The sequence below is a fragment of the Nonomuraea sp. NPDC052116 genome (assembly GCF_040680035.1).
GTDB classification, from domain to species: Bacteria; Actinomycetota; Actinomycetes; order Streptosporangiales; family Streptosporangiaceae; genus Nonomuraea; species Nonomuraea angiospora_A.
In genome coordinates, this window is the sequence record NZ_JBFAWA010000020.1 from 183763 (window position 1) to 201810 (window position 18048).

Sequence of the window (18048 nt, forward strand, 5' to 3'; positions counted from 1 at the left end):
TATGGATAACCTTCTCGCCGGGCCGCCCCCGACTCAACTGCCGGATCTGCCCGAGGCCAGGGAGGCGCTCGACTCCGGAGCCAAGGCCGCGGACGTGGCCGCCCGTTTCCCCGCCTACCCGGCGGCCTGGGCAACGCTCGCGGAAGAGTACTTCGCGCAGGGGCACGCCGTCACTTCCTACGCCTTCGCCCGCACGGGCTACCACCGCGGGCTCGACGCGCTCCGCCGCAGCGGCTGGAAGGGACACGGGCCCATCCCCTGGGAGCACGAGCCCAACCAAGGCTTCCTGCGCTGCCTGTATGCCCTGTCCAGGGCCGCCCAGGCGATCGGCGAGAAGGACGAGGCCGAGCGATGCGTACAGTTCCTCAGGGACAGCACCGAGACGGGCTACGAGGCGCTCGCCAAGGGTTAGCCGTCGTTGTCTTGGGACGAATAGGCACGTTCGGGTAGTCTCTCTACGCAAGAGCCCCTGTCGCGCTTGCGCCAGGGGTTTTCGTTTTGTGCACGGGAGACTGAACCATGCCGGCTGCCGTTCTCGTAGGCGCCCAGTGGGGCGATGAGGGCAAGGGCAAGGCCACCGACCTGCTCGGTGGCGACGTCGACTACGTCGTCCGCTATCAGGGTGGCAACAACGCGGGACACACCGTGGTCATCGGGGACCAGAAATACGCGCTGCACCTTCTACCGACGGGAATCCTGTCGCCCGACGTGGTCCCCGTGATCGGCAACGGCGTGGTCATCGACCCCGGCGTGCTGCTAAGCGAGATCGACGGGCTCGCCGCGCGCGGCATCTCCGCCGAGCGCCTGCTGATCTCCTCGAACGCGCACCTGATCATGCCGCACCACAAGGCCCTCGACAAGGTCACCGAGCGCTACCTCGGCAAGGCCAGGATCGGCACCACGGGCCGCGGCATCGGGCCCGCGTACGGCGACAAGATCGCCCGCATGGGCGTGCGCGTCCAGGACCTGCTCGACCCCGGCATCCTGGCCAAGAAGATCGAGGTCGCCCTGGGCGAGAAGAACCAGGTGCTCACCAAGGTCTACAACCGCCGCGGCATCGACCCCACGGCGGTCCTGGACGAGTACCTCGCCTACGCCGAGCGCCTCAAGCCGCACATCGCCGACACCTCGCTGGTGCTCTCCAAGGCGCTGGACGAGGGCAAGTTCGTGCTGCTGGAGGGCGGTCAGGGCACGCTGCTGGACATCGACCACGGCACCTACCCGTTCGTCACGTCCTCCTCGCCGACCTCCGGGGGCGCCTGCGCCGGGGCCGGGATCCCGCCGAACCGCCTCACCAAGATCATCGGCATCCTCAAGGCGTACACGACCCGGGTCGGCTCCGGCCCCTTCCCGACCGAGCTCACCGACGAGGTCGGCGAGTGGCTGCGCCAGACGGGCGGGGAGTACGGCGTCACCACGGGCCGCAACCGCCGCTGCGGCTGGTTCGACGCGGTCATCGCCCGCTACGCGACCCGGATCAACGGCATCACCGACTACTTCCTCACCAAGCTGGACGTGCTGTCGGGGCTGGAGCGGATCCCGGTGTGCGTGGCGTACGACGTGGACGGGGTGCGGCACGACGAGATCCCGATGACGCAGACGGACTTCCACCACGCCGTGCCGATCTACGAAGAGCTGCCGGGGTGGCAGGAGGACATCACGAGCGCGAAGGACTTCGACGATCTGCCGCCGAACGCGCAGGCGTACGTGCGGGCGCTGGAGGAGATGAGCGGCGCCCCGATCTCGGCCATCGGCGTGGGCCCTGGCCGCGACCAGACCGTGGTGGTGCGCTCGCTCGTCTGAGAGCAGGCGCCGGGGTCCGGCGGGACCGGACCCCGGCACACCGCGAGGCCAGGTGGTGCCTCGGCCTGCCTGGCCTCATATGGTTGGGGTATGCCTCGTTTCCGCCACATCCTGGACACCATGGCCGCCTACAAGCCGGGCAAGGTCGTAGCGACCCCCGACGGCCGGTCGTTCAAGCTGTCCTCCAACGAATCCCCGTACGACCCGCTGCCGTCCGTGGTCGAGGCGATCGCCGAAGGGGCGCGGCAGATCAACCGCTACCCCGACCCCGGCGCCGTCGGGCTGACAGAGGCCATCGCGGAGCGGTTCGGGGTGCCGGCCGACAACATCGCGCTCGGCGCGGGGTCCGTCACGGTGGCGCAGCAACTGTTCGAGTCGATCGGGGAGCCCGGGGTCGAGGTCGTCTACGCGTGGCGGTCGTTCGAGGCGTACCCGCTGCTGGCCGACCTCGCCGGGGTGAAGTCGGTCATGGTGCCGCTGGCCGGGGAGGACCACGACCTGGACGCCATGGCGGAGGCGATCAACGAGCGCACGCGCATGGTGTTCGTGTGCAACCCGAACAACCCGACCGGCACCTCGATCCGCCGGAGCGCGCTGGAGGCGTTCCTGGACCGGGTGCCCGAGCACGTGCTGGTGGTGCTGGACGAGGCCTACCGGGAGTACGTGCGCGACGAGGACGTCCCCGACGGTCTCACCCTCTACCGCGACCGGCCGAACGTCTGCGTGCTGCGCACGTTCTCCAAGGCGTACGGGCTGGCGGGCCTGCGGGTCGGCTATCTGGTCGCGCACGAGCCCGTGGCGACGGCGATCCGCAAGACGATCATCCCGTTCGCGGTCAACCACCTCGCCCAGGTGGCGGCCATCGCCTCGCTCAAGGCCGAGGACGAACTGCTGGAGCGGGTCGAGCACGTGGTCAAGGAGCGTACGAGGGTCCGCGAGGCGCTCATCGCCCAGGGCTGGACGGTGCCGCCCACCGAGGCCAACTTCGTCTGGCTCAGGCTCGGTGAGCGCACCCTCGACTTCGCGGCCGCCTGCGCCGTGGAGGGCGTGGCGGTGCGGCCGTTCGCCGGGGAGGGAGCGCGGGTGTCCATCGGCTCCCCCGAGGCGAACGACGCCTTCCTCGCCGCCGCCGCGGCCTTCCGCGGCTGACCAGCGGCTGATCAGCGGCGGGGCTGCCAGTTGAGGTAGGCGACCGACAGCAGCGTGGAGCCGTACTGCGACTGGACGGCGTGGTCGGCGTAGACCGCCAGCGCGTGCGTGAACAGGGCCGGGTCCCACTGGGCCACCGGCATGTAGCGCGGCGCCTGGAGGTACTGCCCGGCGGCGGCCAGGCCGCCGGTGCCGTCCACCCGCAGGAACGTCGTCGCCACGCCGTTGTCGGTGGTGGCCATGTTCTTGGTGTAGCTGCGGGCGAAGCGGCCCATGTCGGCGTCGGTGAAGGCGAGGCCGAACCGGTGCGCGGCGGCGGCGAACTCGACGTCGATGCCGCCGTGGCTGAGGTCCTCGATCTGCTGCCCGCCCTTGGGCGGCGTGCCGAAGGACGGGGTCCACTCGGAGACGCCGTCCGCCTTGGTGTAGCCGCTGTAGAGCTTGCCGAAGCTGGGCCAGTACGGCCAGTGGTAGGCGTCCTTGTCGTTGGTCTTGAGGTCGCGGACGAACGTGGCGGCGAGCCGGCGGGTGCGGTCGCGGAAGAACGGGTCGCGGGTCGCCGCCGCCAGCTCCGCGTACGTCTGGCCGAGGGCGACGCTCTGGTTGATCGGCTGTTCGACGCCGTCGTAGGGGACGGGCATGCCCTTGGGCCAGATGTAGTAGCCGCCCGCCACCCATTCGGGGTCGTGCGCGGCAGCGGCGTCCCGGCACGCCTTCAGGTATTCGGCGGCCTTGGCCCGGTAGCGGGCGTTGCGCAGGAGGCGCGGGTCCCGGCGGACGATCCGGACGAACGACGCGAGCGGGTAGGTGATCATGCCGGTGTGCACCGAGAAGATCACCGGCGCGGCGGCCAGCTTGAACGTCCCGAGCGCCGGCATCGCCGCCCCCTCCGGCGAGGGGCGCAGGTCCTTGGCCGTCACCATGGTCGGCGACGGGTAGGCGTCGAGGATCCGCTTCACCGCGTAGTCGGGGCTGGCGGGGTCCATCGTCAGGTCGGTGAAGGTGGAGACCTTGCTCTTGACGGGGTTGTTCACCTCCAGCGTGAACCGCCCGTCCGAGGTGCCCGCCCGTACGGTCGCCACCGCGTCGTTGACGTTGGCGAGCGCGCTGCGCACCTCCAGGAGCGGCTGCCCCGACGCGTCGAGCAGGCTCACGCCGCCCGCGCTGTAGACGAGGCTGCGCCAGGCGGGCAGCGACAGGCCGCGGTAGTCGGTGACGCCGCGCTCGGAGTCGCGGTTGCCCAGCACGAGGTCGGCGTTGTGGATGAGCCGGTCCAGGTAGGTGGTGTCGTGGTAGGCCTCGTACATCCTGATGTAGGCGGCCATCACGTAGGAGGCGCCCCAGCCGAGACCGCCCGCCTCGTTGGTGTCGGTGGGCTGGCCGGCGTTGCCGCTCTCGTGGAACACCTTGTCGAACAGGTCGAACGTCTCGCGCGTGGTGTAGTCGTAGCCTGCCGCGGCGCGGGCCGTGCCGGGCAGTGCTGCCAGGGCGCCGAGGGAGAGCGCGCCCACGCCGAATTGGCGGCGAGTAAGCATGGATGACCCTTTCACGAGCGGGCGGCGTCAGCTCTTGACCGCGCCGCGCATGCCTTCGAGGACGTGTCGTTGCATGATCATGAAGAAGACGACCACGGGCAGGATCGAGATGATCGTGCCGGCCGCCAGGCTGCGGATGTCGGTGCCGGTGATTCCGGCCAGGTAGGCGATCCCCAGCGAGATGGGATACAGGGAGGAGTCCTTCAGCACGACCATCGGCCAGATGAAGCTGTTCCAGACCGAGATGAAGCCGAAGACGCCGAGGATCGCCAGGGTGGGGCGGGCGGCCGGCAGCATGACGTGCCAGAAGATGCGCAGTTCGTGGCAGCCGTCGGTCCTGGCGGCGTCCACCACCTCGCGCGGCACCCCGGCGAAGGTCTGCCGGAGCAGGAAGATCCCGAACGCCGACAGCAGGCCGGGCAGGATCACGCCCAGGTAGCCGTCGGCCATCCCGATCTGGGAGACCACCAGGAACCTCGGCAGCAGCATCACCTCGCCGGGCAGGAACATGGTGGCGAGGATCGCGAAGAAGATCAGGCTCCGGCCGCGGAAGACCATCTGCGCCAGCGGGTACGCGCACAGAGCCGACACCAGGATGTAGAGCGGCACCATCACGGCCACCAGGAACGCGGAGTTGAGCAGGTAGCGCGGGAACGGGATGGCCGTCCACGCCTCCTTGGCCCAGGTGAGCACCGGGGGCCGGGGGATGATGTCCGGCGGGAAGGAGAAGACGGCCTGGCCGGCCGGTTTCAACGCCGCCGACAGCAGGATGAGAAAGGGGCCGACGAACGCCAGGGCGATCGCGGAGAGCAGCACGTACATGCCCGCGCGGCGTATCCACCAGTTCAACGGGTTTCCCTCCTTCCGCTGGTGAGCCGATAGTTGAGCAGGGCCATCACGATCAGCAGGACCCACAGGACGAGGCCGACGGCGCTGGCGTAGCCCATGTCGTACTTCTCGAACGCCTCGGCCCAGATGTAGTAGCCGAGCATCAGGGTGGCGTCCTGCGGGCCGCCCTTGGTCATCACGAAGACGGTCGTGAACGCCTGCATCGCGTCGAGCATGGCCATCGTGACGGTGACCGCGATGTAGGGGACCATCAGCGGGACGGTGATGCGCCGCATCCGGTGCCAGCCGTTGGCGCCGTCTATCTTGGCGGCCTCGTAGAGCTCCGACGGGATCGTCTGGAGGCCCGCGAGGTAGACCATCATGTAGACGCCCATGTTCTTCCAGCCCTCGACCAGGATCAGCGCGGGCAGCGCCCAGACCGGGTCGAGGAGGTACTGGATGGGCTCGTCCAGGATGCCCAGTCCGGTGAGCAGCCAGTTGACCACGCCCTGCTGGTGGAAGACGTAGTTCCAGGCCACCGCGACCGCGACCATCGAGGTCACGACCGGCAGGTAGTAGAGCATCCGGAACGTCCTGATGCCGGGCAGCTTCTGGTTGACCAGCACGGCCAGCGGCAGCGGGAGCACGACGAGCAGCGGGAACAGGCCCACGAGGAACACCAGCGAGTTGCGCAGGGCGGTCCAGAACCTGGCGTCCCCGAGGATCTTGACGAAGTTGTCCAGCCCGGTGAAGACGGGCGGGCTGACGCCGTCGTAGTCGGTGAAGGAGAGCTGGACGGCGGTGACGGCCGGCCAGGCGAAGAACACCCCGAACAGCACCAGGGCCGGTAAGGGGAAGAGGTACGGCGTGTACCAGCGCTGCCCTGGGATCCGGCTGGCGGCCACCGGCCTCACATCCTTCGGTCTTTAATAGTGACGCCCAAAGCCTCGATAAGAGTTGGCCAGAATTTGGACGCAGACTATAGATGGCCGATCTCGACCGTCAAGAGCCGATCTGAGCAGGGACCCTTGACGACTCAGGCGCCGAAGTGTCATTGTGCCGAAAGAATTATTAAGGACGGCCATAATTCTCAGGAGGTCCCCCGATGTCGAGGAGAAGAGCGTTGGGGGCAGGCGCGCTCGCGCTGGCTCTCATGTCATCCGGCTGCGTGGCCGGAACGTCGGGCAGCACGTCGGGGGGACAGGCGGACGACCAGCCGTTCGAGGGGGAGGTCGAGTTCTGGACGATCAACCTGAAGAAGAACTTCGGCTCCTACATCGACGGGCTGATCGCCCAGTACCAGAAGGAGCACCCCAAGGTCACCGTCAAGTGGGTGGACGTGCCCGGGCAGGACATCGCGACCAAGCTGCTCGCCGCGGTCGCCAGCGGCGACGTCCCCGACGCGGTCAACATCGCCTCCTCCGACCTCGGCCGGTTCACCCCGTCGCTGGCCCCTCTCGACGAGCTGCTCAAGCCCGCCGACCTCGCCGACTTCCAGCCGAACCTGGTCGACTCGCTGCGCGTGGCGGGCAAGCTGTACGCCGTGCCCTGGTACAACGGCGGCACGCCCGTGGGCATCTACCGCAAGTCCGTCGTCGGCAAGGCGGGCTTCGACGAGAAGGCCCCGCCCAAGTCCTACGCGGAGGCCCTCGCCCTGGCCGACAAGGTCTACGCCGAGACCAAGGTCTACGGCAGCAACGACATCCCCGGCGTCAACGCCGCCTCGGTGCTGCGCTACTACGGCATCGAGCTGCTGAGCGCCGACAAGAAGAAGGCGACGTTCAACACGCCCGAGGTCGCCAAGCTGCTGGACACGTTCAAGGCGAGCTACGACAAGCACGGCATCGCGCCGGGATCGATCTCCAAGGACGTCCGGAACTACCCGCAGACCCTGGAGAACGGCCAGATCGCGATGGCGGCGAGCGCGTCGGCCGCGACGCTGGTCAACGTCGAGAAGAACGCCCCCGACGTCTACAAGGACCTGCTCGTCACCGAGCCCGTCCAGACCGGGACCGGCGGATACCTGCTGCTCGCCCAGCAGACCGTGGCCATCCCCAAGGCGTCCAAGCACCAGCGGGCGGCGGCCGAGTTCGTCAAGTTCTTCACCAACGGCGCCAACCAGCTCGCGTTCTGCAAGCTGGTGCCGATCTACCCCTCGACGATCTCCTCCACCAAGGACGCCTTCTTCTCGGACATCACCGGCGACTCCCCGATGGACGTCGCCCGCCGGGTGATCGTCAAGGGCCTGCCGAAGCTGGAGTACGTCCCGCTGGGCACGGCCAAGGACGCCGAGCTCGGAGAGTCGCTGTCCGAGGAGATCAGGGCCTTCCTCCAGGGATCCAAGAGCGCCAAGGAGGCGCTCGACGCCGCAGAGAAGCAATGGAATGACGCACTTGCCTAAGCTCAGAGTCGGGATCGTCGGCGCCGGGATCATGGGCCGCGGCCACGCCGAGGTCCTGTCCGCCCACCCGGACGCCGAGGTCACCGCCGTCGCGCGCCGTCCTCTCGACGCCGCCCCGCAGGCGGCCGTCTATCCGGGCTACCGGGAACTGATCGACTCCGGCACCGTCGACGCCGTGTCGATCACCACCCCCGACCACCTGCACGCGGACGTGATGGTGGCGGCCGCGGAGGCCGGGCTGCACATCCTGGTCGAGAAGCCGTTCACGACCACGGTCGAGGACGCCGACCGCTCCGTGGCCGCGATCCGGCAGGCGGGCGTCACCGCGATGTGCCTGTTCAACCACCGCTGGGTGCCCGCGTACGCGCAGGCCAAGCAGCAGATGGAGCTGATCGGCGAGCCGGTCGTGGGCTACGCCCGCAAGGACGACACGATCCACGTGCCCACCGAGATGATCGGCTGGGCGGATCGGACGACCTGCGCCTGGTTCCTGTCGAGCCACGACATCGACCTGGTCACCTGGCTCTACGACGACCACGTGGTGGAGGTGTTCGCCACCGCCCGCCACGGCAAGCTGCGCGGGATGGGCATCGACACCCCCGACGCGATGCAGATCCAGGCCCGCTTCGGCCGGGGCGCCGTGGCCACGTTCGAGTCGGCCTGGATCTACCCGAACACCTTCCCGACCATGGTCGACAGCTACATCACCGTGGCCGGCGAGTCGGGCGTCATCCAGCTCGACCGGCAGAAGGAGAACATCCAGCTCGCCACCGAGAAGTCCTACTCCTACCCGCGCAACATGCTCCAGCGGGTCGTGCACGGCATCCCGGCGGGCGCCTACCGCGACGCGATCCACCACTTCGTGGACTGCGCCCGTACCGGCGCCGAGCCGCTGGTCAGCGTGGAGAGCTCGCGGCACGTGACCGCCGTGCTCGCCGCCGCGCACGAGTCCGCCCGCACGGGGCGGCCGGTGACATGTTCGTAGAGAAACCGCCGCATGTGCATCCCACGCGCATGCGGCACATCACCGACGAGGCCCTGCTGGGAACGCTCGGGGCGGGCGGCGTCGCCGAGGCCAGGGCCTGGCGCCGGCGGCGGCCGGTCCCGGCCGCCCTCGGCGCGGAGGACGCGGACGCCCTCCTCGGGATCGAGGTCGACTTCCTGGACAAGGGCCACGGCCGCTCATTGCTGTACGGCTTCCACTACCTGCGCTGGATGTCCCCGCTGATCACGGCCTACGCCGGAACCGGGGACCCCCGCTACGCCGCCGAGTGGGACCGCCTGTTCCGCCAGTGGTACGACGACCGCGACCGGGTCGAGGGCGACTGGCCGGGGCTCGACGTGGTCTGGTACTCGCTCGGCGTCCGCGCCCGCGCCATGTACGTCACCGAGGCGCTGGCCGTCTTCGCGGACGAGCCCGCGCTGAGCGACGGGTGCTGGCTGCGGATGATGAAGACGGTCGTCGGCGGCGCCAGGTGGTCGGCCGAGGAGCACGACGAGTTCCGCCACGGCAACTGGCAGTTCGTCAACGCGTGCGAGCTGCTGCACACGGCCAGGGTGTTCGCGGACCTGCCCGAGGCGGAGCAGTGGGCCGAGGTCGCCATGGCCCGCATCCTGGAGCACCTCGAACAGGACGTGCGCGCCGACGGCGGCCACCACGAGCGCTCGCCGAGCTACCACCTCATGTGCCTGGACAACCTCGAACGGGCCGTGGCCGTCGAGCCCGCGCTCGCGCGGCACCCGCGCCGCCAGGCCATGTACCGCTGGCTGAGCGTCCTGACGACGTCCGGCGGCTGGGTGCCCCATCTGCAGGACAGCGGCCTGATCTGGCCGCAGGACGTCGGGCCGGCCGAGGGCTCGCACAACCTGGAGGCCAGCGGCTACGCCACCTTCCGCCACGGCGACTTCCACACCGTCGTCAACTACGGCCCTTACGTCGGGCACGAGCTCGAACCGCACAGCCACCACGCGGCGCTCGACTTCGTGCTGTCGGGCTGGGGCGTGCCGCTGGCCTGGGAAGGGGGCGGCCCGCCGTCCTACGACGACCCCGGCTACTACGACTGGTACCAGGCGACCAGGGCGCACAACACGCTGCTCGTCCCGGGCGAGGGCTACACCGAGGAGCGCCGCGCCGCCTGTGACCTGTTCTCCGTCTCCGCGCGGGCCGACGTCTTCGCGGGGCACCACCACGGCTACAGCGCGCGGCACGACCGGGAGATCGTCTTCGTCAAGGGCGACAACCCGTACTGGATCGTCACCGACCGGATCGACGCGGAGGCGATCTGGCAGATCCACGGCCTGTCGCCGTGGGTCGAGCGCGACGGCGGGTTCGCGGGCACCCGTGGCCCGGGAATCCTGGTGGTGCCGCTGGAACCGCCCGACGAGGTGCTGTACGGGACGGGCCCGGCCAGGATCCCGGACCCCGCCACCAGGACCGCCGAGTACGGCGAGATCCACTCGCTCGGCCTGCGGCGCGCCGACGGCAGGTTCACCGTCGGCATCTTCCCCTACCGCGACGAACACCCCGCAGTGCCCGAAGATTGGCCCCGAAGATTGGACGGTTCATGCTGATCGACGCTGACGCGATGCTCGGCCGCTATCCCCGCAGGGACGTGGGCACGGGCTCGATCACGGAGGCGCTGGACAGGATGGACCGCTTCGGCATCGCGGAGGCCGTGGTCAGCCACACCCTGTCGTGGCTGCACGACCCCGCGACGGGCAACAGGGAGCTGCTCGGCCTGGTCGCCGACCATTCCAGGCTGCGCCCCTGCTGGGTGATGCTGCCCGGCACCTGCGGCGAGACCGGCACGCCGGACGAGTTCGTGACCGGGGCGCTGGAGGGCGGGGTGTGCGCCGTCCGCGCCTACCCCGCCGACCACGGCTACGACCTCGCCGGCCGCGACTGCGCGGCCATGCTCGCCGCCGTCGCCGAGGCCGGGCTGCCGCTGCTCGTGGACGCGGCCCAGACCGGCTGGGCCGCCGTGGAGTCCGTCGCCGCCGCGCACCCGAAGCTGCGGGTCGTGGTCGGCGCGATCGGCTACCGCCAGCTCAGGCAGGCGGCCGGAGTGCTCTCCCGCACCGGCAACGTCTACCTGGGGCTGGCCAACCTGTCCTCGCACTGCGGGCTCGAATGGCTCGTCGAGCGCTACGGCGAGCGCCGCCTCGTCTTCGGCACGGGCGCGCCGCTCAGGGACCCCGCCGAGGCGGTCACCCGGCTGCTGTGGGCGGAGCTCGACGACGCGGCCGTGGCCGCCATCGGCGCCGGCACCCTGCTGGAACTGCTGCCCGTGGGGGCGGTGTGAACGCGATCACCTCGGCGCTGTGGCAGCGCCGCCCGCAGACCAGCGTCCGGATCGTCGACGCGCACGCGCACGCCGGTCCCTACAGCCTGTTCTTCATCCCCGAGGCGTCCCCCGACGCGATGGTCCGGGTGATGGACAGGTGCGGCGTGGCGCACGCCGTCATCTCCAGCCACCTGGCGATCCAGCTCGACGCGGCGGCGGGGAACGCCGCGACCGCCGAGGCGGTGGAGCGCGCGCCGGACCGCTTCACCGGATACCTGACGATCAACCCCTGGCAGGACCCCGACGGCGAGCTGGCCAGGTGGAGCGCGGATCCGCGCTTCGGCGGCATCAAGCTCCACCCCGACCTGCACGACTACCCGCTCACCGGCAGGCGCTACGCCGGCGTGTGGGAGTTCGCGCAGCGCACCGGCTGCCCGGTGCTCACCCACACCTACGACGGCTCCGCCTACAACGACCTGGCCGCGGTGGACGCCGTCGCGTCGGAGCACCCCGACGTGGTGATCATCGCGGGGCACGCGGGGGCGACCCCGCTGGGCATCGAGCGGGCCATCGAGGTGGCGCACCGGCGCCCAGGGGTCATCCTGGAGGTGTGCGGGTCCTTCAACACCGGGCCCGACATCGCCAGGATGGTGCGGGAGCTCGGTGCCGGCCGGGTCGTCTACGGGTCCGACTTCCCCTTCATCGATCTTCGGATCTCGCTGGGGAGGGTAATCTTCAGTGGCCTCGCAGAGGGGGACCAGGCCGCGGTGCTCGGTGCGACGATGACCCGCTTGCTGCAGTGGAGATCCGGACTGGGGTGATCAAGATCATGGACCGGCTGCGTTCGGAGTCGCGGCCCAGGGTGACGATCGGAGTCGTGGGACCGCACGATCTCGTCGAACAGATCATGATGATCGGCGCCGGCCTGCCGGCCGCGGCCGACTGGCGGCTGCTCGGCGCGCCTCATGCCGAGGAGCAGGAGACCTACGACAAGTTCTCGCGGATCGCCGACAGCATCGACGTGGTGCTGTTCACCGGGCCTCTCCAGCACGACCTGGCCAGGCAGGCGGGCGAGCTGACCGTCCCCGCCACGTTCGTGCCCATGAGCGGGGCCAGCCTGTACGCCAGCCTGCTGCGCGGGGTGCTCACCCACGGGATCGACCCGGCCAGGGTGAGCATCGACTCGCTGCCCGCCGCCGACGTGGACGAGGCGTACGGCGAGATCGGCGTGAGCACGGCCGGCGTGCACCTTTCCGAGTACGACCGGCCGGAGTCGGCGCGCGGCTTCGGCGCCTTCCACGAGGAGCTCTACCGCCAGGGCGAGACCACCGCGGCGCTCACCACGATAAGGAGCGTCGCCAACAAGCTGAGCGCCGCCGGCGTGCCCGTGCTGCGCCTGCTGCCGACCTCCCACACGTTGCGCCTCGCGCTCAACACCGCCGCCCTGCTCGGCACCGGCAGCAGGCTGGAGGACGCGCAGATCGCCATCGTGGTCGTCGAGCTCGCCGCCTCCGCCAAGCCCAGCTACTCCGGGCCGGGCAACTACTGGCAGCAGGAGCTGAAGCTGTCGCTGCACCGCTCGCTGCTCGCCGACGCGCGGCTGATGGGCGCCACCGTGGCGCCCCGCGACGAGAACGGCTACGTCGTCACCGCCACCGTGGGCGCGCTCGGCCAGGCCACCGAGGGGTTCAGGATGGCGCCGTTCATGGACCGGATCCGCTCCGACGTGGGGGTCGACGTCGAGGTCGGCGTCGGGCTCGGCAGCACGGCCCGCGACGCCGACGCCAACGCGATGGCGGCCGTCGAGAAGGCCCGCAACGCGGGGGCGACCGCCGCGTACCTGGTCGGGGGCGACGGCACCGTGCTGTCGCTGCCGGTACGCCGGCGCAAGCGGCAGGACACCGAGCCGATCGTCGCCACCAAGGCGGCCAAGCTGCTCGAACGCCTGGTGGAGGGCCTCCACGACGGCGACTCGCTGGTGGTCGACGCCGAGATCGTCGCGGAGGTGCTGTCGATCTCCCCGCGTAGCGCCCGCCGGGTGCTGCAGAGCCTCGCGGAGGAGGGCTTGGCCTGGCCCATGCCTCCGGTCAAGGGCACCCAGGCGGGCCGGCCCCGCCAGCCGTACCGGCTCGTGCGGAGTTAGGCGTCGCCGAGGCGCACGCGCGGGCCGTACCTGTCCAGCAGCAGGGCGTTGTGCGCGTCGCCGCCCGGGGTGTTGGCCGACTTGAAGACGGGCGGCGGCTCGCCGGCCGCGAGGAAGCGGCCGACGACCTCGGCGACCAGGAGCTGCGCGACCAGCACGCCGGTGAGGGTCGAGACGCCGCAGGCGCTGCCGCCGCCCGGCAGCGGCAGGGTGGCGTCGCCGTACGGCGCCCCGTTGTCGATGACCACCTGGGCCAGGTCGGCCAGCCGCTCCTCGACGGCCACCGCGGCGGTGTGCGCGCGCGAGGTGATGGCGATCACCGGATGCCCGTTCCGGACCGCGAGCTGCGCCATCTCGACGATCGCCGCGTTGCCGCCGGAGTTCGAGATGATCACGAAGACGTCCTCGGGCCGGATGTCGGCCAGCTCCCAGACGCGCGCGGCGAGGCCGGGCGCACGCTCGATCTTCGGGTCGAGGAGGTCGCGCGGCGAGGCGTCGCCGTAGTAGGCGAGGTCGCGGATGCCGAGCTGGTTGACCGGCACCAGGCCGCCCGCCCGGCCGGTGAGCTCCAGCGCGACGGACCTCGAATGGCCGGTGCCGAACGCCTGGAGCACCCCGCCCGCGCGCAACGAGGCGTAGATCAGCGCGCCTGCTTGTTCGATCGCGTCGCGTTCGGCGGTGAGCAGCCGGTCCACGGCCGATCCGGCGATCAGCGCGTACGAGCTCTGGTCCATCACAGATCCTCCAGCAGGTTTCGTGCGGTCTCAGCGATGAGTTCGGCGCTGCCCGGGGCCACCTGGCTGGCCAGGACCTCGTACTCGGCGCGCCGGTAGGCGGCGGCCGTCGGCAGGTATCCGGGGTAGCCGTTGACGTAGCCCAGGACCACGGTCGGCTCACCGGGCCGGTCGGCGACGCGCTCGGCGACGGCGAGGAACGGCTCGCCGGGCAGCCCGGCGAGGGAGAGCCCGCCGAGGCGGGCGACGTTCACGTCCACGCCGGTCCGGACGGGCGGTGCCGTGCGCGCCCGCAGCCCTTCGAGCCTGCTGCGGGCCAGGCGGGTGGCGACCGGGTCACCCGACGCCGCGGCCTGCTCGTACCCGGCGAGGAGGGCCGCCTCGTCGGCCGTCGTGGCGGCGGGTTCGAGGGTCAGCCGTCGCGTGGCCCAGGAGATGCCGGTGGGTCCGGGCGCGAGCCGTCGCGTGGCCCAGGAGATGCCGGTGGGTTCGGGCCGCCAGAGCGGGGTCCCGGGGCCCGCCAGCAGTTCGGCGCAGCGGTCCGCGACGAGCTCGCCCAGGCGTCGCAGCTCCGCCGCGTCCTGGCCGCGCCGGGTGTGGCGGGTGCTGATGTCGCCGGCCGCGCCGGTGGCGACCGCCACCCAGACGTCCTCGCCGAGCCGCCGCCGCAGGCTCGCGCGTACGGCTCCGACCAGGTCGGCGCTGACCAGCCGGTTGGCCGCGGGCAGCACGGTGGGGTGCACGGGGAGCACCGCCAGCACCCCGGCGAGCCCGCCGTCGCGTACGGCGATCAGGTCGAGCGGCACCACCGCCGGCGCGCCCGGCCTGCTCCGGTCGGCGCCGACCCCGTGCAGCTCACCGCGGTACGCCATGCCCTCGCACGGCCGCTCCGCCTCGATCGCCCGCCGCACGGCCGTGCGGACCGCCTCGGTGAGCCGGCCGAGCCACGGCTCGGGCGTCGGCCCGCCGCCCGGTACGCAGCCGGTCTCGGGCCCCGCGTGGGTGTGGCTCGCCGCCAGCCACAGCTCGCACCCGGCCGCCTGCCTGGCCCGCGCGGCGAGGTCCTCGTTGACGCAGATGACGTCGGCGATCGCCAGCGCGAACCGTCTCCCGCCGTCCGACCAGGTCATCGCGCTGACCGACAGCGGATCCGCCAGGCCCGTGGACGGCCCCGGCCGGTCGATGTAACCGCCCATCGGCGTGCCGTCCGGCACGGGCAGCTCGGCGGTGCCGTGTCCCACTCTCATCGTTCCGCCGTTCTGATCATCGACTGGTAGCGGTTCGGCCCCGTGGAGGCGGCCAGCAGGGCGGCTCCCGCGAGGCTGTCGCCCGCGGGAGGCCGGAGGGTCGCTTGCGGGAGCAGCCGGGCCAGCTCCGCCTCGAAGCCGGCGCGGAGTCCGGGGTCGCGCAGCAGGCGGCCGGTCCACGCGACGGGCACCGCCGCCCCCTTCGCGAGGCAGCGAGCCGCCGCCGCCACCGTGCCCGCCAGCTCGCGGGCCGCCTCCTCGGCGATGGCGCGGGCCGTGGGATCTGGGCGGCTCCTGTCTCCCGCCGGCTCCAGGACACGGCCCGAGTCTCCTGCCAGCTCCAGGACGTGGACGGCGAAGCGCGCGATCCGCGCCACCGCGTCGGGGGCGAGGTAGAGGCGTTCGGGCAGGCCGGCCAGGTCGCCGAACACGGCCTGGGCGCGCTCGGTGAGCGGGCCGGGCTCCGCGCGCCCGTCGAAGCCCCGGAAGGCGGCGTCGAGGCCGCGGCGGCCGATCCAGAAGCCGCTGCCCGCGTCGCCGTAGAGGTAACCCCAGCCGTCCACCTGCCGGATGCCGTCACCCACGCCCAGGGCGATCGCTCCGGTGCCCGCGGCCAGCACCACGCCGTCGCCGCCCGCGAACGCTCCCGCGTGCGAGGTGACCACGTCGGTCGTGATCAGCACGCGGCGGGCCATGGAGAGCAGCCGGCCGGCCAGCTTGCCGGGGTCGTCCAGGATGGTGGTCAGCCCGAGGCAGACGGTGCCGAGTGGCCCCCATCCCGTCCCGATCCGCTCCAGCACGGCCTCGACAGGGGAGCCCTCCGCGTACGACAGGCCGGGCAGCTCGCGGATCTCCCGGATCCGCCCCGACTCGGCCAGGCCGATCCGCAGGCCCGTCTGCCCGCCGTCGATCGCCAGGTCCATGCGCGTTCCTCCTGGTCACGATCCGGGCCGGAGCCCGGCCCTGCGGTATTCCGTGGGGGAGCAGCCGACGTACCGCCGGAACGCGCTGCGCAGGGCCTTCGCGGTCGGGTAGCCGGTGTGCGCGGCGACCACGTCCACCGGCAGCGCCGAGGTGGACAGCAACCGGCGGGCGTGCCGCAGCCGCAGCCCGGTCAGGTGCCGCAGGAACGTGGTCCGCCGCTCCTCCGCGAACAGGTGCGAGATGTAGTACGGGCTCGCGCTCACGGCCTCCGCCACGGTCGCCAGGCGCAGCCCGGGATCGGTGTAGTGCTCCGCCAGGTACGCCTCGGCCAGCGCGAGCACGTCACGGCGCGGCGCGGTCGGCATGAGCCGCCCCAGCGTCTCCCGCAGCCAGATGTGCAGGTAGGAGCGTTCGTGGATGTCTCCGACCATGATGATGTCCTCGATCGGCAGCCGGGCGCAGGCCTCCACCCAGTCCGTCGACCCGTCGGCCAGCCTGCTCCGGTTGGCCACGTCCACCACGAACAGCAGCTGGCCGATGAGCCAGTTGCGCAGCGTGCGCGGGTCGACCCCGGGCTCCCGGGCGCACCTGTCGACCCATCCCGCCAGGAGCCCCGCCGCGCCGTTGCGGTCACCGGCGCGGACCCGCCTGGTCAGCTCCTGCTCGATGCGCACCGGAGGCGCCGGCGCGGCGCTCTCGTGCGCGGGCGGCGCGATCACCCGGTCGCCGCCGAGCACGAGCTTGTAGTCGTTGACCCGCCTGGCGTCCTGCTCCGCCGCGAGGTGTTCGAGGCTGGGCGCGCCCAGGCTGACCGTGGCCGTCCACGCCGTCTCGCGGACGATCCTGGCCCGCAGCTCCTCGGCCAGCTCCTCCGCGTCGGACATCAGCGCGCCCGGGTCGGCGCCCGACAACACGATCAGCCACTCCTCCGGGGGCCGGGGGTGGCAGGTCGCGTCGCGGCGGGCGCTCGCGGCGGAGCGCACCGCGTGGTCGGCGCGCTGGAGCTGGCGCAGCGCCCATGGCCGGCCACGGGTCTTCTCGGAAACCATGAAGTCGTCGATGTCCACCAGGGCAGCCACGGCGTAGGTCATGCCTCTACTTTAGGCGGACCGAAATTTGACCGTATTCACCAGCGTCCCGATTCCCTCCACCGTGGCCCGCATGGTGTCGCCGTCCTTGAGCGGGGCGATCCCGGCGATGGTGCCGGTCGCGACGATGTCACCGGGCATCAGCGTCATCCCGTCGGACAGGTCGGCGATGAGCCGGGGCAGCCCGAAGACCATCTGCCTGGTGTTGGCCCGCTGCCTGACCTCGCCGTCCACCTCCAAGGTCAGCTCCAGCTCCTGCGGGTCGGGCACCTCGTCCACGGTCGCCAGGTACGGGCCCGCGGGCGCGAAGGTGTCGAACCCCTTCGACTGGTCCCACGGCACGTTGCGGGCGATGTTGGCCAGCTGGAGGTCGCGGGCCGTCATGTCGTTGATCACGGTGTATCCGGCGACGGCCTCGCGCCACCGCTCGGCCGGCAGGTCCCTGGTCACCTTGCCGATGACCACGGCCAGCTCCACCTCGTGCTCCAGGTGGCGGGTGCGGGCGGGCGCGATGACCGGGTGGCCGTGGCCCACGAGCGCGGACGGCGGCTTGAAGAACAGCACCGGCTCCGGCGGCACCTCCAGGCCGCTCTCGTCCGCGTGCTCCTGGTAGTTCAGCGCGAGGCAGCAGATCTTCGTGCAGGTGGCGACGGGTGGCTCGAAGATGACCGCGCTCTCGTCCAAGGTGGGGCCGTCGTGGCCGGCCACCAGCTCGGTCAGGCGGTCGAGCCCGTACGAGTCCAGGGCCGCCACCGGGTCGGACCCGAGGTCGGCCAGGCTCACGAGCTCGCCGGGCGCCCGCCGGGCCACCAGCTCGACGGGACCGGAAGGGGTGCGCCGAATGCGTCCAAGAAACATGTCCGTAAGCCCATCAAGGCCCTGTGACCTCCACAAGCACCGAAATTTGCGCTT

General features: G+C 71.3%; 17 protein-coding genes. 9 read left to right on the forward strand and 8 right to left on the reverse strand.

Going from position 1 to position 18048, the window contains the following annotated elements; all coding sequences use genetic code 11:
• Window position 1: 1 nt before the first annotated feature.
• The 3 genes from AB0L65_RS34510 to hisC all read left to right on the forward strand — a co-directional run bounded on the left by AB0L65_RS34510 (window position 2) and on the right by hisC (window position 2952).
• A complete protein-coding gene (locus AB0L65_RS34510; protein WP_364253946.1) occupies window positions 2–412 on the forward strand; it encodes a DUF3151 domain-containing protein in 411 nt (136 codons plus the stop codon).
• 107 nt (window positions 413–519) lie between these two features.
• Entirely contained in the window at window positions 520–1803 is a 1284-nt protein-coding gene (locus tag AB0L65_RS34515; RefSeq protein WP_350732617.1) for an adenylosuccinate synthase, read from the forward strand.
• Between the two features lie 90 nt (window positions 1804–1893).
• A complete protein-coding gene (gene hisC, locus AB0L65_RS34520; protein WP_364253950.1) occupies window positions 1894–2952 on the forward strand; it encodes a histidinol-phosphate transaminase in 1059 nt (352 codons plus the stop codon).
• 11 nt (window positions 2953–2963) lie between these two features.
• Here hisC and AB0L65_RS34525 read toward each other — a convergent pair whose 3' ends face one another.
• From AB0L65_RS34525 to AB0L65_RS34535, 3 genes are read right to left on the reverse strand one after another with little or no spacing between them, the layout of a single operon-like run.
• Entirely contained in the window at window positions 2964–4487 is a 1524-nt protein-coding gene (locus AB0L65_RS34525) for a hypothetical protein (protein WP_364253953.1), read from the reverse strand.
• 27 nt (window positions 4488–4514) lie between these two features.
• Window positions 4515–5336 (reverse strand): carbohydrate ABC transporter permease, encoded by an 822-nt coding sequence (locus AB0L65_RS34530; RefSeq protein ID WP_357750839.1) that lies wholly within the window; start codon window positions 5334–5336, stop codon window positions 4515–4517.
• The gene (locus tag AB0L65_RS34535) at window positions 5333–6220 is read right to left on the reverse strand and encodes a sugar ABC transporter permease (protein WP_364253957.1); all 888 of its coding nucleotides are present in this window, start codon (window positions 6218–6220) and stop codon (window positions 5333–5335) included. The genes AB0L65_RS34530 and AB0L65_RS34535 overlap by 4 nt, the downstream gene beginning before the upstream one ends.
• Before the next feature lie 200 nt (window positions 6221–6420).
• On the opposite strand from AB0L65_RS34535, the gene AB0L65_RS34540 reads away from it, so the two are divergent.
• From AB0L65_RS34540 to AB0L65_RS34565, 6 genes are read left to right on the forward strand one after another with little or no spacing between them, the layout of a single operon-like run.
• Entirely contained in the window at window positions 6421–7716 is a 1296-nt protein-coding gene (locus tag AB0L65_RS34540) for an extracellular solute-binding protein (RefSeq protein WP_364253960.1), read from the forward strand.
• Entirely contained in the window at window positions 7700–8701 is a 1002-nt protein-coding gene (locus AB0L65_RS34545; protein WP_364253963.1) for a Gfo/Idh/MocA family oxidoreductase, read from the forward strand. Before AB0L65_RS34540 ends, AB0L65_RS34545 begins: the two co-directional genes overlap by 17 nt.
• Before the next feature lie 29 nt (window positions 8702–8730).
• Window positions 8731–10287 (forward strand): heparinase II/III family protein, encoded by a 1557-nt coding sequence (locus tag AB0L65_RS34550; RefSeq protein WP_364253966.1) that lies wholly within the window; start codon window positions 8731–8733, stop codon window positions 10285–10287.
• Window positions 10281–11018 (forward strand): amidohydrolase family protein, encoded by a 738-nt coding sequence (locus AB0L65_RS34555; protein ID WP_364253969.1) that lies wholly within the window; start codon window positions 10281–10283, stop codon window positions 11016–11018. The genes AB0L65_RS34550 and AB0L65_RS34555 overlap by 7 nt, the downstream gene beginning before the upstream one ends.
• Window positions 11015–11821 carry an amidohydrolase family protein gene (locus AB0L65_RS34560; protein ID WP_350732601.1) on the forward strand — a complete coding sequence of 269 codons (807 nt, stop codon included), beginning with the start codon at window positions 11015–11017 and terminating at the stop codon, window positions 11819–11821. The genes AB0L65_RS34555 and AB0L65_RS34560 overlap by 4 nt, the downstream gene beginning before the upstream one ends.
• The gene (locus AB0L65_RS34565; RefSeq protein ID WP_364253973.1) at window positions 11800–13143 is read left to right on the forward strand and encodes a GTP cyclohydrolase IIa; all 1344 of its coding nucleotides are present in this window, start codon (window positions 11800–11802) and stop codon (window positions 13141–13143) included. Before AB0L65_RS34560 ends, AB0L65_RS34565 begins: the two co-directional genes overlap by 22 nt.
• Here the strand turns inward: AB0L65_RS34565 and AB0L65_RS34570 are convergent.
• From AB0L65_RS34570 to AB0L65_RS34590, 5 genes are read right to left on the reverse strand one after another with little or no spacing between them, the layout of a single operon-like run.
• The gene (locus AB0L65_RS34570; protein ID WP_364253976.1) at window positions 13140–13877 is read right to left on the reverse strand and encodes an SIS domain-containing protein; all 738 of its coding nucleotides are present in this window, start codon (window positions 13875–13877) and stop codon (window positions 13140–13142) included. The genes AB0L65_RS34565 and AB0L65_RS34570 overlap by 4 nt on opposite strands.
• Entirely contained in the window at window positions 13877–15124 is a 1248-nt protein-coding gene (locus AB0L65_RS34575; protein ID WP_364253979.1) for a hypothetical protein, read from the reverse strand. Before AB0L65_RS34575 ends, AB0L65_RS34570 begins: the two co-directional genes overlap by 1 nt.
• Complete coding sequence (locus AB0L65_RS34580) at window positions 15121–16047, reverse strand: BadF/BadG/BcrA/BcrD ATPase family protein (RefSeq protein WP_364253982.1); 927 nt, start codon at window positions 16045–16047, stop codon at window positions 15121–15123. The genes AB0L65_RS34575 and AB0L65_RS34580 overlap by 4 nt, the downstream gene beginning before the upstream one ends.
• Window positions 16048–16062: 15 nt before the next feature.
• A complete protein-coding gene (locus tag AB0L65_RS34585; protein ID WP_364253985.1) occupies window positions 16063–17139 on the reverse strand; it encodes an AraC family transcriptional regulator in 1077 nt (358 codons plus the stop codon).
• 9 nt (window positions 17140–17148) lie between these two features.
• Entirely contained in the window at window positions 17149–17994 is an 846-nt protein-coding gene (locus tag AB0L65_RS34590) for a fumarylacetoacetate hydrolase family protein (protein WP_364253988.1), read from the reverse strand.
• Window positions 17995–18048: the final 54 nt, after the last annotated feature.